At 45.3% G+C, this 15,732-nt stretch carries 10 protein-coding genes and 1 tRNA gene; 2 read left to right on the top strand and 9 right to left on the bottom strand.

The window, feature by feature from the left end:
* Positions 1–40: 40 nt before the first annotated feature.
* The 4 genes from V7R39_RS12900 to V7R39_RS12885 all read right to left on the bottom strand — a co-directional run bounded on the left by V7R39_RS12900 (position 41) and on the right by V7R39_RS12885 (position 7,825).
* Positions 41–1,228: a restriction endonuclease subunit S gene (locus tag V7R39_RS12900; protein ID WP_334031162.1), complete on the bottom strand. Its 1,188-nt coding sequence runs from the start codon at positions 1,226–1,228 to the stop codon at positions 41–43.
* A complete protein-coding gene (locus tag V7R39_RS12895) occupies positions 1,225–2,793 on the bottom strand; it encodes a type I restriction-modification system subunit M (protein WP_334031161.1) in 1,569 nt (522 codons plus the stop codon). The genes V7R39_RS12900 and V7R39_RS12895 overlap by 4 nt, the downstream gene beginning before the upstream one ends.
* Positions 2,794–2,835: 42 nt before the next feature.
* Positions 2,836–6,267 carry a DEAD/DEAH box helicase family protein gene (locus V7R39_RS12890; protein ID WP_334031160.1) on the bottom strand — a complete coding sequence of 1,144 codons (3,432 nt, stop codon included), beginning with the start codon at positions 6,265–6,267 and terminating at the stop codon, positions 2,836–2,838.
* Positions 6,268–6,331: 64 nt separating this feature from the next.
* Positions 6,332–7,825 carry a sigma-54 interaction domain-containing protein gene (locus V7R39_RS12885; RefSeq protein ID WP_334031158.1) on the bottom strand — a complete coding sequence of 498 codons (1,494 nt, stop codon included), beginning with the start codon at positions 7,823–7,825 and terminating at the stop codon, positions 6,332–6,334.
* A 256-nt stretch (positions 7,826–8,081) separates the two neighbouring features.
* On the opposite strand from V7R39_RS12885, the gene V7R39_RS12880 reads away from it, so the two are divergent.
* Positions 8,082–8,792 carry a hypothetical protein gene (locus V7R39_RS12880; RefSeq protein WP_334031156.1) on the top strand — a complete coding sequence of 237 codons (711 nt, stop codon included), beginning with the start codon at positions 8,082–8,084 and terminating at the stop codon, positions 8,790–8,792.
* Between the two features lie 250 nt (positions 8,793–9,042).
* Here the strand turns inward: V7R39_RS12880 and V7R39_RS12875 are convergent.
* The 4 genes from V7R39_RS12875 to apbC all read right to left on the bottom strand — a co-directional run bounded on the left by V7R39_RS12875 (position 9,043) and on the right by apbC (position 12,625).
* Positions 9,043–9,119: transfer RNA gene (locus V7R39_RS12875), tRNA-Pro, on the bottom strand.
* Between the two features lie 104 nt (positions 9,120–9,223).
* Positions 9,224–10,675, bottom strand: a complete 1,452-nt coding sequence (locus V7R39_RS12870; protein WP_334031154.1) for an SLC13 family permease — start codon at positions 10,673–10,675, stop codon at positions 9,224–9,226.
* Between the two features lie 114 nt (positions 10,676–10,789).
* Positions 10,790–11,383: a dCTP deaminase gene (gene dcd, locus V7R39_RS12865; protein WP_163106762.1), complete on the bottom strand. Its 594-nt coding sequence runs from the start codon at positions 11,381–11,383 to the stop codon at positions 10,790–10,792.
* Positions 11,384–11,509: 126 nt separating this feature from the next.
* Positions 11,510–12,625 carry an iron-sulfur cluster carrier protein ApbC gene (gene apbC, locus V7R39_RS12860; protein WP_334031151.1) on the bottom strand — a complete coding sequence of 372 codons (1,116 nt, stop codon included), beginning with the start codon at positions 12,623–12,625 and terminating at the stop codon, positions 11,510–11,512.
* Positions 12,626–12,733: 108 nt separating this feature from the next.
* Between apbC and metG the strand changes: the two genes are divergently transcribed.
* A complete protein-coding gene (gene metG / locus V7R39_RS12855; RefSeq protein ID WP_334031150.1) occupies positions 12,734–14,761 on the top strand; it encodes a methionine--tRNA ligase in 2,028 nt (675 codons plus the stop codon).
* Positions 14,762–14,833: 72 nt separating this feature from the next.
* Here the strand turns inward: metG and V7R39_RS12850 are convergent, their stop codons facing one another.
* Complete coding sequence (locus tag V7R39_RS12850; protein WP_334031149.1) at positions 14,834–15,664, bottom strand: class I SAM-dependent methyltransferase; 831 nt, start codon at positions 15,662–15,664, stop codon at positions 14,834–14,836.
* Positions 15,665–15,732: the final 68 nt, after the last annotated feature.

Below are 15,732 nucleotides of genomic sequence, written 5' to 3'. Positions count from 1 at the left end.
GTTTTCGGGTTGCTCCGACATAGTTTACATCCTTGTTAAGTTACAGCTCTCCTGCAAAAACTTTTTGGCTTAGAGAAGCAAACAAATTATTTGTGAATTGTAAGCTTTTAAGTGTTTTTTTATCTCGCTCAAAAGTTGCTCGCACAATTTTGGAATATTCTTCAACCTTCTCATACTCAGGTAAAGAAAACTCAAAATTTGACAACTCAGTTCTATTCATCTTAGGAATATTCGCTCGGGCGGGAAGAGAAGACACATAATTATCAAAAAAGTTAGATAGTAGTAGCGACCAGATAAACTCGCGTGTAACCACTCCTTGCATCGGCTTGATTGGATACATATCGGCAGAGCAAAGCGCTGTAAAGTCAGGTAATGCAGCTTTTCTTAAGTATGGTCGAATTTTAGAGTAGAGCACATAACGGCTATCAAATAGAAATTTTTTACTAATTAAGCCTTCTTCCCTAGCTGTTTTAGCGGGTAATAGTTTACCTGTATGTTTCTCTATCCTATCCGGGCCTATGTGCAACAGATCAAGAAAATCCTCTTCGCGAGGGTCTACCATCTTTGCATCTAATTTTGCTACATCACCAAAACGCACCTTCCCTGTTGCTTTCTTAAGCGTTTGTCCAAACATATCCAGAAAGACGCTTTTGAGAAAATCATCGGCGAGCTGGATAGCTTGCTGGCGTTTGCGGCGAATGGCGTCGGCCTTATCCAAAATTGCGGCAATGCGTTTTTGCTCGTCGAGTGGGGGGAGCGGTATCTGTAGTCCTCTTATATTGCCCAATGATACAAACTTTTGAGTCCCTCCCCTAGAATTGCTATTGAACTGGCGAGTAGCTAGGTTGCTATTTAAGAAATGAAATATAAACCTGTTATGAACCTCTTCTGACTTGTCGAATTTAAAGAGAGCGACATTCTTAATGGAAAATTCGAAATCCTTCTTCACTATGACAGGATTTCCAATAGTTCCGATCATTGCATATAGAATGTCTCCATTTTCCACAGCTGATCTTCTAGCGATTGCGACATGATCTTCCTGCGAAATAAAATTGCATGTCGAGAAGTCTATCTGACCACCTACTAAGTTTTTTGAAGTAACAAGAGGAATACCATTTGCGACAGCCTTGGGTGAATCGTGGGTTCCATCTCTAACGTCCATGATTTCGTCAGCTTCAACCCATGACCAATTTTTAGGCAACGACTCGCTGCACCCAAGTTTTATCACAGCATGCCCTCCAATGACTTTAAATCAGCCATAATGTCTTCTTCCAGCTTCACCAGCTTGTCCAGAATGACCTTGGGCTCTTCGTACTCTTCTGCCTCGTAAACCGTTTCTTTGTAACGATTAATCGAAAGGTCGTACTTATTCAACTCTATCTCATCCTTGCTTACCCAAAACGCTTTCTGGGTTTTATCGTTCTGCTCAGTATCAGCTACGGACTTATCCCGCGACTTATACTTGGCCACCATATCCGGCAGGTCGTTTTCTTTAATAGGCGTACGCTTGTCGTCCAAACTTAAACCATCAGCCTGCACATCGTAAAACCAGACATGGTCGGTTGAGCCGCCCTTGGTGAAAATTATGATGGCGGTGGATACCCCCGCATAAGGCTTAAATACACCGCTTGGTAGAGAAATCACCGCCTCCAACTGGTTATTTTCCACCAGCATTTTCCGTAATTGCTGGTGCGCTTTAGATGAGCCAAACAATACGCCATCAGGCACGATGGTCGCACTTTGCCCGCCGACACGGAGCATGCGCTCTATCAATGCAACGAACAGCAGCTCTGTTTTCTTGGTTTTGACTTTGCGCAGCACATTCGGGCACACATCTTCTTCGTCTAAGCTACCTTTGAAAGGCGGGTTGGCCAAAATGATGTCAAAACCATCTTTTGCCTCTTTCGGGAACTTTTCACTAAAACTTTGGCTAAGTGTATCTTGGTAATGAATGTCTGGCTCTTTAATGCCGTGCATGACTAAGTTCATGGCGGCGACACGCAACATGGTGGCGTCAAAGTCAAAACCATGGAACATGTCAGTGTCGATATGCTCCCTGCTCTCTGGCTCAAGCAGGTCGCCCGAATACAGCATATTCTCTACCGGCTTACCGCTAGCATAGAGTAAGGGGCTGCCGTTTTCGTCAAACAGGGGCTCGCGCTCAATACCCTCTTCTGAGGTATATTTTTCCAATAAGTATTCATAAGAAACAGTGAGAAAACCACCTGTCCCGGTACTGGGATCGCACACACGGCTGGTCTTATCCATATCGACCATTTCTACCATAGCGCGAATGATGTGACGCGGAGTCCGGAACTGGCCGTTAATACCCGCAGTGGTTAATTTGCTGAGCAGATACTCATATAAATCACCCTTAGTGTCTGAGTTTTCCAGAGGCAAATCATTAATCAACTCAACCGCTTTCACCAGTAGGCTTTGCTTCTGAATCATCAGCTGCGCATCTTTCATAAACTCGCTGAACAATGCGCCCTTGCCTGAGGTTTCAGCAAAGTATGGAAAAAGCTCATCTCGAACGGTTTTATACAGCTCTTCTGCACCAAGGTGACGCAAGTTCTGCCAACGCAGATGCTGCTGCTCATCAGTAAAGCGACGATTAAAGTGTTTACCTGTACGCGCACTGCGTTTTTCATCTGCCTGTTCTGCCATGTCGAGCATGCGGGCGTACATCAAAAATGTGACCTGCTCGATAACCGTTAAGGGGTTGGTAATACCGCCGGTCCAGAATTCTGTCCAGAGCTTGTCGATTTTGCTTTTTAGTGGTCCTGTTATCATTCTTTTCTCTTTACTGCTTATAAGTGAGCCACGCGATCTTAGTTAATCGCGCGACCGTTGACTGGTCTGATTTCGATTCCCCAATTGCACGCCAAACTGTTGCACAAACTGGGCAATCACATCGGCTTGGGCTTCACTGAACACCCCATCCAAACCGCCGTCATGAATTTGCGTAAACGGCGCCTCGTACAATTGTTCAACTTGTATGGTGCCGAAGCGTATTAAGTGATTTTTCAGCAACGTAATAAAGCGCTGCTGTTTGCTGTTCAAGTGGGTATGCACCTGCTGGACAAAATCAGTAAAGGCCTGCTCGATGGCAACTCTGTCCATGCCGACAATGGTACGCAGAATTTTATCCAGCGTCTCTGTCGACTCAGGAAAGAATTCTTTTAACGTGTTCAACTCTACGTTGGGGTTTTGCACATGCACCAGTGCGTTTAATTGCTCCAACTCGGCTTCTGTCACAGGTTCGCCACTGCGAATTTTTTGAAGTACCGCATCAGTTTCAAACAGCGGCATCAGCGTTTTTTCCACTTCGCGACGGAAGATTTCGTAGTCTACCGAGACGATTTTGGCCTTGCGCTCCTGCACCTGTATGCCGTCGGTCTCTTCCGTTACATCAATAAAGACTTCTGGTCGAGGCTCATAGGTGTCCTTTTTACGCAGGTGAATGATACTGCGTAACGCTCTGCGGCTTTCCTCTAATCTGAGGAACGTTAAGTCCTGCCAGTATTCATCCTGCTGAATATTGTGTACTGCTGCCGCCTGTGCACGTACTTCATTCAAATGCATCTGCAACTTTGACACTTTAACTAGCAACGCCTGCTTGGCGACATCTATTTTGCTTTTATTGGTAAACAGCATGAGCTGTAACTGCGCCATTTCGTTATCAAAACGCAGTGCTTCGCCCAACCCCATAATGTTGCGCCATTGCATGAGTGGCGCAATCACTTCCTGTAATCGTGTTTTCGTTTGCGGTGCGAAGGTTTTAAGACGCTCCAAATCTTTACACACCTCGACATCCTGCCAGTTGTCACGCACGCTAATCGTGTTCATATCAAGCGCACAGATATCTTCGTGAATTAGGCCAACGACGTCTTCAAAGGCGTCCATTTCAGCACGTTGTAGTAGAGTTTCAGCCAGCGCCAAACGGGTTTCAAATAAACGCTGACACAATGACTTGCTCTGACTGACATCGTCCTCATCCGGATCCTCATCGAAGTATTCAAAATTACCCCAGTGGTCAAAAATTAAGAAGTGCGACTTATCCTGCCCGTCGCCATAAAGATTCGGGCATAGGCGTGTGCCACGCCCAATCATTTGCCAGAACTTTACTTTTGATTTGATCGGCTTGGCGAAAACCAGATTAACCACTTCCGGCACATCAATACCGGTATCGAGCATATCGACCGAAATGGCGATACGAACGCTGCTTTCATCGGTCGACTTAAAGTCATCAATGAGTTCTTCCGCACGTTCATACTTTGAATGGATCACCCGGCAGAAATTATCTCCCATCTGCGGATACAGCTCTGCAAACAGAGTCGATAACAGTTCCGCGTGGGCAATATTCCGGGCAAAGATAATGGACTTACCGGGCAGTTGCCCATCGGCATCTCGCAGTCCCTTTTCCATGAGGTTACGCAAAATATGACGGTTGGTGTCTTTGTTTTTTACTGCCTCGTCGATTTGGGATGCCTCAAAATCCAGCTCGTTAGGGTCGATGCCTTGGTCTTCCAGCTCCGCAATTTGTTCTTCGGTCAGCTTTTGTGACTTAATGCCATCGCGTAAAAACTGCGTGGTATAAGACACCACCTTATAAGGCACCAGATTACCGTCAGAGATTGCCAGTTCTAATGGATAGTTGGCGGTAGGCTTTTTGTAGTCGCAGCCAAACAGCTGACACGTTGAACGCGACACCATCTCTACCGGTGTAGCAGTTAAACCAACTTCCAGCGCATCGAAATATTTAAAAATGTCGCCGTAAATGTTGTAGATAGAACGGTGCGATTCATCGGCCACGATAAGGTCAAAGTAACCTACATCGTATTGCTGGAAGATGCGCATCATGCCGGGATAGGTCGCGATAAATACGCGGGCACCGGCAGCGGCGTCTTTTTTACTTTTTCCAACGACATAAAGCGGTTCGTTGGTGTGCTCGTTGAACGCATTGCCCGCCTGCTTGCGAAGCTCTTTCCTGTCGCAGAGAAACAGCACGCGCTTCGCCCAACCTGCTTCCAGCAGGCGTTTCGCTAATGCTATCGACACCCGTGTCTTGCCCGTACCCGTCGCCTGCACAACGAGTGCTCGACGATGCTTATCGGTAAAGCGCTCACACACCCTTGAGATGGATTCCATTTGATAGAGCCGGCCCGCGACATTCGTATCAATGGGAGTCCTATTTAAATCTTTTTTCAGCGAACGCTGCTTAATGAGGTATTGCAGGCTGCTTTTGGAGTAATATCCGTATAGGTTTCTGCTGTTATAACCCTGCGCATCATCGAGAATGCGGATATCATAACCGTTTGAATAGAAGATCACCGGACGCTGGCCATACTGTTTCTCTAACGCGTTTGCATATAGTATTGCTTGCTGACGACCTTTTTCCACTGACTCACGGGTGCGCTTTGCTTCGATCAGCGCTAATGGCTTACCGTCGTCATCCCAAAGCACGTAGTCAACATAACCGATGCCGGTTTGTGTTGGTTGACCAGTTACCTCAACTTCCTTACCGACTTCCTCAGTACTGCTATCATCTAGTGAAACATCCCAGCCTGCGGCACGTAAATCCATATCAATGATACGTGCTCGTGTTTCAGCTTCATTGAAGTCAAAGCCAGACATCGATTCAAAACCGACTTTTGCAGCTTGAATCGCGCTCTGATCAATGGCCTGCTTTAATTTTGCTGCTTCCTGTTGCGCAGCCAGCTGTGCTTGTTCAGCCGCTTTGAGTTCATCTAACGCCTGTTGCAGCCGAGCTTCACTGTCTTTAAGTTTGGCCTTTAGTTTCTTGTTTTCACGCGTAAACGTGGCATCAGACTGCGTTGCAGTTTTCTCACAGTCTGGTGCTTTGAACTCAGGTAAGTCTTCCCGTTTGCCACCACAAAAAGCGACGTAAAAGTAGCTGGAAACAAAGTAGCTCTCTTTGAGGATCCAAACCGCGTCCTGCTGACTAACTTTACCTTCGTGCGCTGCCCGATTACCGCTTTTGCGTATCGCATGCAGTTTGTCTTGAATGGGCTTTGGGACAACACTTCGAAACTCATCTGCGGTGAGCTTATCCATGATGTTAGCATTGGGATAAACCGGCAGATTCAACTTGGCGTAAATAACACCGACGAACTTTTCCATGAGACAACGCATTTTCACCAGCGCACTTTGAGGGTCACTGCACGCATAGTCTTCCGCAAATGCTGCGAGCTGGTGTAACTCAGGCCAAGGCTGTAAATGTTCAAAACTCATAGATTGCTTCATTCAGTAATATCCCTGTTCTGGTATGAGCGAAATTGATGCCAAATTTGTTTTTCTGTGGATTCTCTCATTCAATTTTCAGACTTTTCATCCAGTTTTTTAACGTCTGTCGATTGCTGAGACTGAGCATTTCTGCCGTTCTAGTAAGATGATTTCCGGTAGCTTTTAACGCTGCCAGTATATATTTTTTCTTTGTTTTTTCAATAATTTGCTCTAACTCAACCTGCTGTCCAAACGCGAGATTTATTTGTGCATTATCGCTATGAGCCTCCCGTTTTATCATGGCTTTTTGAATATCTTCTGCTTCAATATTCGATTTTCCTGACGTTATAAATACGCGATTCATCGTGTTCCAAAGCTCACGAATATTGCCCGGCCACGGTTGACTTTCAACAAATTTAATTGCGCTTTCGGAAAGTTTTTTACGTTTATAATTGGGCTGTTTGCTACATGTATGGTTGATGGTTTGTTGAAACTCATCTATCAAAACCGGGATATCGTCGGCTCTTTCTCTCAATGCTGGAATTTGTATGATGCCAACTGCAAGACGATAAAAAAGGTCTTCACGAAACTCTCCGTCGATCATCATTTTCGTGAGATCTCTGTGAGTCGCGCCGATGATCCGAACATCAACATTTATAGTCTTATCATCGCCAACACGGTTTATTTCACCCTGTTGGAGGGCACGTAACAGTTTCACTTGCACGCCGGCACTTAATTCGCCAATTTCGTCCAGAAATAACGTTCCCCCATGGGCCTGTTCAAATATCCCTTCTTTATCTGAGATAGCGCCTGTAAACGCTCCCTTTGTATGGCCAAACAATATGGAATCGACCAGTGTTTCCGGGATGGCTCCGCAGTTTACAACCCTAATCGGTTTGTCGGCACGTAAACTTGCCTGATGAATGGCTTTCGCCATATTTTCTTTACCTGTACCGGTTTCACCTGTTATCAGTATTGGAACATCGCTGGCAGCTAAATTTTTGGCTTCTGCAATAGTCTCTTTCATCACTGCACTTTTTGCTGTGATTGCAGAGAAAGCTTTCCCTGTATTTGGTAGCTTTAATGCTTTCGAAGCCGCATTCTTCGCAGCAGATTTTACATACTCTCGTCCGAAATCAAGTGGAATGACAGCTTCGGCTATGGTGTTATCCGGTGCAGATTGATAGAAGGAAGTATTATCTTTTCCCTTCCCCAGCAGCACACTTATAACTGCCATTGCTGGTGTACCAGATGAAATATTGATACACAGAGTATCGCTCTTGTCAGCTAATGGTGTAATCCACGATTCGGTAGCTACATGAATGCTTTCGTAGTCTATGGGGCTGACCAACTCAACATTTTTGACTTGAAGACTCTCACAGGGCCGGCCGTTTTTACTTAGTAAGTCAGAAAGCCACGAATGATAAGCTAGCGTTTTGTCATGCCAGCTATTTGCGAGGATAATGATATTGTCGAATACTGGCTCGTGCTTAAGCGCAATTGACGCGAGTGCAGCCAATTCTCCTTTTTGCATATTTTCAACATCAGCTTTACCAAGCCAACTGAGCAACGTGTTCATAGTGGTTTTTATCTTTTTGTTGTGTAAATATATTTACATAAAGCAAATATTTTTGCGAACAATATTACTTGTGCACAATAATAAATCGTTAGAAAGCGACCAACTGCCACCATTGTTTTTAGTTTGCGTGAGGCGCGTCACATTTTAAGAAAATCATCCGGTTCATCGGCGAAAAGTAAGATATAAAAAAGAAACCTGATGCGAGATTACATCTTTTGTAATCAACTCAGGTTTGAAATCAACGTGGTAAGCCTTTATGACTGAAATGAGCAGAAAATCAATAATTAAAATATGTGCAAAAGTCAGAGGAGATGAATTCTCATTACCCTCCTTTTTTGTTCCGGTGCTACGCCTCGCTTCGAAAGATCATGATTTTTCCGAGTTGGAAGCCATTATCAAACAATACTTTTTGAACAGTAAAGTGTTAGGTGTGTTGATCAACGATAGCGTTAATTATGGCTGCTACCAAATTCTTCGCTATGTAATAAATGAGTGCTGCAAAAGCCCGATTTCAGAGGGAGTGTGGTTAACGTCAATCACATCTCTGATACTTAACAGGGATCAACGTGCTCTAAAATTTTGTTTACAGTACTTTAAGCCCGAGAATTATGATGTTGATGTCGTACAGGCTGAATTAGAAATGGCATTTTATAATTTTTATTGTCAGGAGACCAATAGCTTTTTACCTTCGGATATCGATAAAGCTGTCGTCAGAACCCTACTGCCACACTTTCCTACCCCCCTCTATGATCACCTGATTGCTGCATTAGAAAGTATATGTGGCTATGACCTTATCGGTCACCTTCCCGCGTTCACCCAATTACCAGAGCATTTATTGCGCTCGTTTCTTAATTATACAAATGTGAGTCCGACAACTTACATAAATAGACTGCCTATAGGTCACCCTCACGCATCACTTGCGTTGCAAATCTTCTCAGGCAGGTTTCAGTCGGAAAGCGAATGGTGATAACGAACTGTTTTGCACTACGTGGTGAATCTTCGTTTTTATCGATATTACCGTACCACAAGTTAGTATAATCCAAGTCTGGCCATATTTAGCTATAGCACTCCTACAGCTTGACTTTGAGGCCGTTCGGATTAAAACTCTTGAGTACACACGGTGAGTACAAAAATTTTAGACAGTAAGGATTTGGGATTATAAGCCAAACAACGTAAAGGCTAATCCATTGAATTTAAAAGTTTTTGAGGTAAGGAATTGGTCGGTGTGAGAGGATTTGAACCTCCGACCCCTGACACCCCATGACAGTGCGCTACCAAGCTGCGCCACACACCGACCGAAAGAGCGTGTAAGTCTACTCAAAATAATCAACAATGCAACGACAATTAGCAATTAAGGTACTCAAGCGCTTAATTGCTAACCACTTCTTTGAAAACAAACTATGCCAGCGTGACGTAACACACGGCAGTAACCACTAATGCCACGATAACGTTTAGCACAAAACCTTCTCGGGCCATGGTTTTTATATCAAACTTTTCTGTTGAGTAGGCAATAGCATTGGGTGCTGTCGCAACGGGCAACATAAACGCGCAACTTGCGCTAATTGCTGCGGGGATCATCAGTAGCTTAGGGTCTACGCTTACCGCTACACCGGCGGCTGCTAATATGGGCATTAGCAATGTTGCCGTGGCCGTATTAGACGTAATTTCGGTTAAAAAGGTAACAAATAAGCAAATACCTAGCACCAGCAGTATTATCGGTAATGATGAAAGGCCCGTTAACCAGGTCCCCATTAAAACGCTTAGCCCAGATGCAGTAAACGCTTTGGCAATACAAATACCACCTGCAAAAAGCAGTAACATTCCCCAGGGAATATCATTTGCTGTTTTCCAGTCTAATAACTTATCGCGATTGCCTTTGGCATTCACCTTCCCACTATCGTTACCACTATTGGTCAAAAACATGGCCGCCACACCCGCTACGGCAATAGTGCTGTCGCTGATGGTAGCAACCCCTAGCCACGCAGTCCAAAAGGGGCGAAAAATCCATGCCATAGCAACGGTGCCAAAAATAGCTAAAACCCGCTTTTCTGCATGAGACCACTCACCGGGCATAGGCAGGTTTATTTTACCCACCACAATAATACCGCGAGCAAGCCACAGTGCCATCATGGGTACCGCAACAATAACAATAGGAATGCCTGTTTTCATCCAATCGATGAAGCTGTATTCCATGCCTTGGGTTTCTTCGTAAACACTCATGAAGATAATATTGGGCGGCGTGCCTATTGGTGTGCCAACCCCGCCAACGCTTGCAGAATAGGCAATACCTAAAATAAGCGCCACGCCAAAACGAGGGTTGTCGACCGCGTTAATAATGGCAATCGCCATGGGCAACATCATTAAAATGGTGGCGGTGTTGCTTATCCACATGCTCAGCACTGCGGTGGTTATCATAAAGCCTAAAATCAGCTTCATAGGGCTACCACTGCCAGTTAAGCGCAGCATATAAATAGCAAAACGCTTGTGAAGATTGGCTCGCTCTAATGCTTTTGAAAGCATGAACGCCGCCATTAACAAAATAATGACATGGCTGCCAAGTGATGATGCCGCCTCACTGTGAGACAGCACACCGAATAATGGGAATAGTGCGAAGGGCAGTAATGAGGTTGCTGGAATTGGCAGTGCTTCAGTTACCCACAAAATGGCTACAAATAGAGTAATGGCTGCGGTAAAAACAATATCTTTAGGCTGCCCAACAAACCACAACGCTAGGCCACTGACACAGGAGATAACAAACGCCAGTAAAATAATGAGGTTTTTGGGTGTGGGCTTTTTGTTAAGGGGAAAATTGTTGTGTGGAGTATTTTCTTTTTGAGACTGACTGTCCATTGCGCTTCCCATTTACCTGTCGCATTTATAATTGCTTTTATTCGCTACTATAATTTCTACCAGTAAATGACGGGAAACGCACTACCCTTTACCACTTTAATCGTGGTTTTCGGGTTACTTATGCTGGTCGTCTGAGGTTATGCGACTTGCAATAGCGCCATCTTGCCCTTTGTATTTCGCATCCACTCTAGCGTTGTAAGGCTTTTCAGCTGGGCTAGATAACACTTCAAAACTTATCGCCCCAATTTTCATTCCTGGACGAAGTGCTAAGGGCAGTTTACCGCTGTTGTAGAATTCAAGCACGATATTGCCTGACCAACCTGGGTCGATTCTGTGTGCCGTTACGTGCACCATTAGCCCTAGTCGCGCCAGTGAAGAACGACCGTCTAACCAACCCACAATGTTATCGGGCAAAGTAACCGACTCAAGCGTAACCGCTAATGCTAGCTCTTTAGGATGAAGAAAAAACGCTTTGCCGTCTTCCAGCTCAATCTCGTCACTCATCACGTGATCGAGTGCTTCTTGAACCTCAACTTTTGGGCCGCTTAAATCAATATAAGGCGCTTGATGCTCTTCAAACACTCTAAACTTATTTCCTAAACGGATATCTACCGTTACCCCACTAATTTGGTCGTAATTAGGGGTTGGGTCGATGGCAATCTTCCCTTCTTGTAAATATTGATTTATGTCGCGGTCACACAAACGCATGATGTATTCCTCATTTCATTAGGCGGCTATTATGCGTATGTAAGGCAGCCCAATCAACTGTCTGAGCGAGTGTTTTGCCTGCTTTCGTCAAGAAAATTGCAAAGTGAGGTTTATGCCCATTAAGAATCAACTACCCACTATGCCTATGGGGTTGCCTTTAATGTGTTTATTGCCATCTTCTCTTGGTGAAAGCGTAAGGGCTAATTGCATTGATAGCGCCCGTGCGGCCTCTTGGTAGCTTGCTGATATAGGGCTGTCTGGCGAACTTATGAGCAAGGGCGTTCCGGCGTCGCCGTGTTCACGTATATGAATATCCAGTGGTAATTGTCCGAGCAGTGGTAAGCCGTGGCGTTCGGCTAACGCTTCTCCTCCGTCTTTTGAAAAAACGTAGTCTTTGGTTCCACATGCTCGGCACTGGTAGTAACTCATGTTCTCAATTAGCCCAAGTACAGGCACGTCAACTTTTTCAAACATGCTAATGCCCTTTTGTGCATCGGCTAACGCGAGGTCTTGGGGTGTGGTAACAATGACGGCAGCGGTAAGTGGCACCTGCTGCGCCATGGTTAACTGAATGTCTCCCGTGCCTGGCGGCATATCAACAATGAGATAATCAAGCACCGGCCACAGTGTTTCGTTTAATAATTGCGTTAGGGCTCGACTTGCCATAGGGCCCCGCCACACAGCCGCATCGTCTTGTGGAACCAAGTACCCAATAGAGTTTGCCACCAATCCGTGTGCCATTAACGGCTGCATGTGTTTATTGTCTTCGCTTTCTGGGTGCGCCGAGGTATTGCCAAGCATAATAGGAATAGACGGCCCGTATATATCGGCATCTAAAATGCCCACGTTGGCGCCTTCTTTCATAAGGGCAAAGGCAAGGTTAATACTGGTGGTAGACTTCCCTACTCCGCCTTTACCGCTGGCAACCGCAATAATATTTTTAATGTTAGTGATTGGCGGCAACGACGTTTGCTGGCTTGTTATCTCGGTTGAAAAAGACAGCTGCGACTCAGTTAACGCATGCTTTGAATCTGCTTTTAATTTAGCAAGCACCAAATCGCTTAGCACAGGTAGCTGGCTATCGATACAAAATGGCAATGTGACGTGCACGCCTTCGGCGTTGCCATCGGTAGACGTCGCTTTACACCAAGAAGCTGTTTCCTCTTCATCCATACTGAAATAGCTGGCTAAAATAGCAGCAACCTTTTGGGTTACCGGTTCGGCTTTGCGAGAAAAGAACATAAATTGCCCTACAACCTAAAGATTTGTTTGAATTACGTAATGCAAAAAACGCGGTTTTCCGCTAGTATTTGCAGCCATTTTGAAACGCAAAGAATCAATAACGTCATTATGTCAGAAAAACGCCGAATTCTGGTAACCAGTGCGTTGCCATACGCAAATGGCTCTATTCATTTAGGGCACTTGCTTGAACATATTCAAACAGACATCTGGACCCGTTTTCAGCGTCTTCGCGGAAACGAATGTTACAGTGTTTGTGCCGATGATGCACATGGCACACCGGTTATGCTTAAAGCGCAAGAGCTTGGTATTACGCCAGAAGAAATGGTTGCCCGCACGCGTGCAGAACATCACCAAGACCTCATTGATTTCCATGTGGATTACGACAACTACTATGTAACCCATTCACCGGAAAACAAGGCGTTTTGTGAAGAGATTTACTCTCGCCTTGATAACGCGGGTTACATTAGCAAACGCGTGATCAATCAGCTTTTCGATCCTGAAAAAGAAATGTTTCTTCCAGATCGCTTTGTAAAGGGCACGTGTCCAAGCTGCGGCGCAGAAGATCAGAACGGCGATAGCTGTGATGTTTGCGGTGCTACCTATAGCCCAACAGAAGTTAAAAACCCGCGCAGCGTAGTATCTGGCGCTACGCCAGTACTAAGAGAATCTGAGCATTTCTTCTTCGACTTACCCAAGTTCGAAGATATGCTTAAAACGTGGATACGCTCTGGTGCACTGCAAGAAGAAATGGCAAACAAGCTGCAAGAATGGTTTACAGAAGGCCTTCAGCAGTGGGATATCAGCCGTGATGCTCCGTACTTTGGGTTTGAAATTCCCGGCGCGCCAAACAAATTTTTCTACGTATGGGTAGACGCCCCCGTTGGTTACATGGCCAGCTTTAAAAACTTCTGCGACCAAAATAGCCTAGAATTCGATGATTTCTGGAAGGCCGATTCTACCGCCGAGCTATATCACTTTATCGGAAAAGACATTACGTATTTCCACTGCCTGTTTTGGCCGGCCATGCTGGAAGGCGCAGGATACCGCAAGCCTACTGGGGTTAACATCCACGGGTTTGTTACGGTAAATGGCGCGAAGATGTCTAAGTCTCGCGGTACCTTTATTAAAGGCCGTACTTATCTCGACCATTTGAACCCAGAGTATTTACGTTATTACTTTGCGTCTAAGCTAAGTGATGGTGTCACTGATATCGACCTTAATTTCACCGACTTTGCGCAGAAAGTAAATTCTGACCTTGTAGGTAAAGTTGTTAACATTGCAAGCCGCTGCGCTAGCTTTATTACCAAACGCTTCGATGGCAAGTTATCAGACAACGTCATTGAGCCAGAACTCATTGCTGAATTTCAAAATACCGCAGATGGTATTGCAGAACTGTTTGAAAAGCGTCGCTACCACCAAGCAATACGCGAGATAATGGCTCTAGCAGACAAGGCAAATCAGTTTATTGATAACAATGCGCCTTGGGTAACGATAAAAGACGAATCTAAGCAGCAATTTACCCACGACGTATGCTCGTTGGGCATCAATATGTTCCGTCTATTAACGATTTACTTAAAGCCGGTGCTGCCTATTTTAGCGGAAAAAGCAGAGAGCTTTTTGAATGACGAATTTAATTGGGCTTCTCTACAAACAGTACTTACAGGCCACGCTATCAACAAGTTTAAACCTATGATGCAGCGTGTAGATATGGAGAAAATTGACGCCATGATTGACGACTCTAAAGAGAGCTTAGCGCCACAACAGCCTGCTATTGCACCAGATAGCCCGCTAGCGCAAGACCCTATCAGCGACACTATCTCGTTTGAAGATTTTGCAAAAATCGATCTTCGTATTGCCCGTATTGCCAATGCCGAGCACGTAGAAAAAGCAGATAAGCTTCTGCGTTTAGAGCTAGATTTAGGCGGAGAGACCAAGCAAGTGTTTGCTGGCATCAGGTCAGCCTATGCACCAGAAGCGTTAATTGGTAAGCACACTGTGATGGTGGCGAATTTGGCACCTCGCAAAATGCGCTTCGGCTTAAGCGAAGGAATGGTACTCGCCGCAGGACCTGGTGGAGACGACCTTTATATTCTAGAGCCTCATGAAGGTGCTAAGCCTGGAATGCGGGTTAAGTAACCACAACGTGTTGCTGTAACCTTGCAACTACACACGCTAAAAAGCCACGGTTAGACAACTACAACGTAGTTGCTACACGTGGCTTTTTTGTTTTTGTGACGTGGTGCGCGCACTAGCCCCCACGGCAGAAAACTGGGGTTTTAATGCTCGCTTTGGCCTAATGGCCGTCATGGGGAATACGCGTTTCTTAGCTAGAATGACATACACCGCACTACACCAGGGAAAATACGACGATAAATAGTGCTGAAGCTTGGCCGCTCCCTCCCAACGCTGCTGAAAAAATAAGGTGGAAAAAAGAATTTGCCGCTGCTCTATTACTTCAAACCCTAGAAGGTGAAGCCAGTCTTTCATTCTGTAGGTAGTAAAAAAGCGGGCATCGTGCAAGATATTATCGCGCTTTACGGGCAAGTATTTGGCGACGCCAGCTAAGCTAAGCGGGTTAAAGCCGCTGATAATAACGTGCCCGTCTTGAGTGATTACCCTGTCTACTTCACGCAAAATTTCGTGAGGATCTTGGGCAAAATCGAGCTCGTTAGCCAACAATAGCCCATCAATACTGTTTTCTGAAAACGGCAGTTTGTGCGCTTGGCCAATAATGAAGTTCTCGTTTGCACAGTGCGCTCTTTCGTCAGCCTCACCATTCGCGACAGCCTTAAACATGTCATCTTTAGCCCGTTCGCTACAGGTAAAGTCGGGGGTATGATTAATGCGATGATGAATTGGACTATCGTTTAGCTGAATTTGTGCGCTTAAGTTGCCTAGTTTTACAAAGTGATAGCCAAAGATACGCTCTGCATATTCATTGCAAACCTGCTCCACCGCCAACTTAATATTTTCTCCTGCGGGAAACTCATCCCAGCTACCGGGATAGCGCGGTGGCTTTGACCTAAACGCCGTTTTCATTATCACTTCACACGCTCATCGGTTGCTCTGTAAACCACATGCCCCTATAGTAACGCATAATTGAAGCT

Source organism: Alteromonas sp. P256, assembly GCF_036864455.1.
Classification (GTDB): Bacteria; Pseudomonadota; Gammaproteobacteria; order Enterobacterales; family Alteromonadaceae; genus Alteromonas.
Note: the sequence above shows the minus strand (reverse complement) of the source record. Positions and strands in the feature narration are given on the sequence as shown.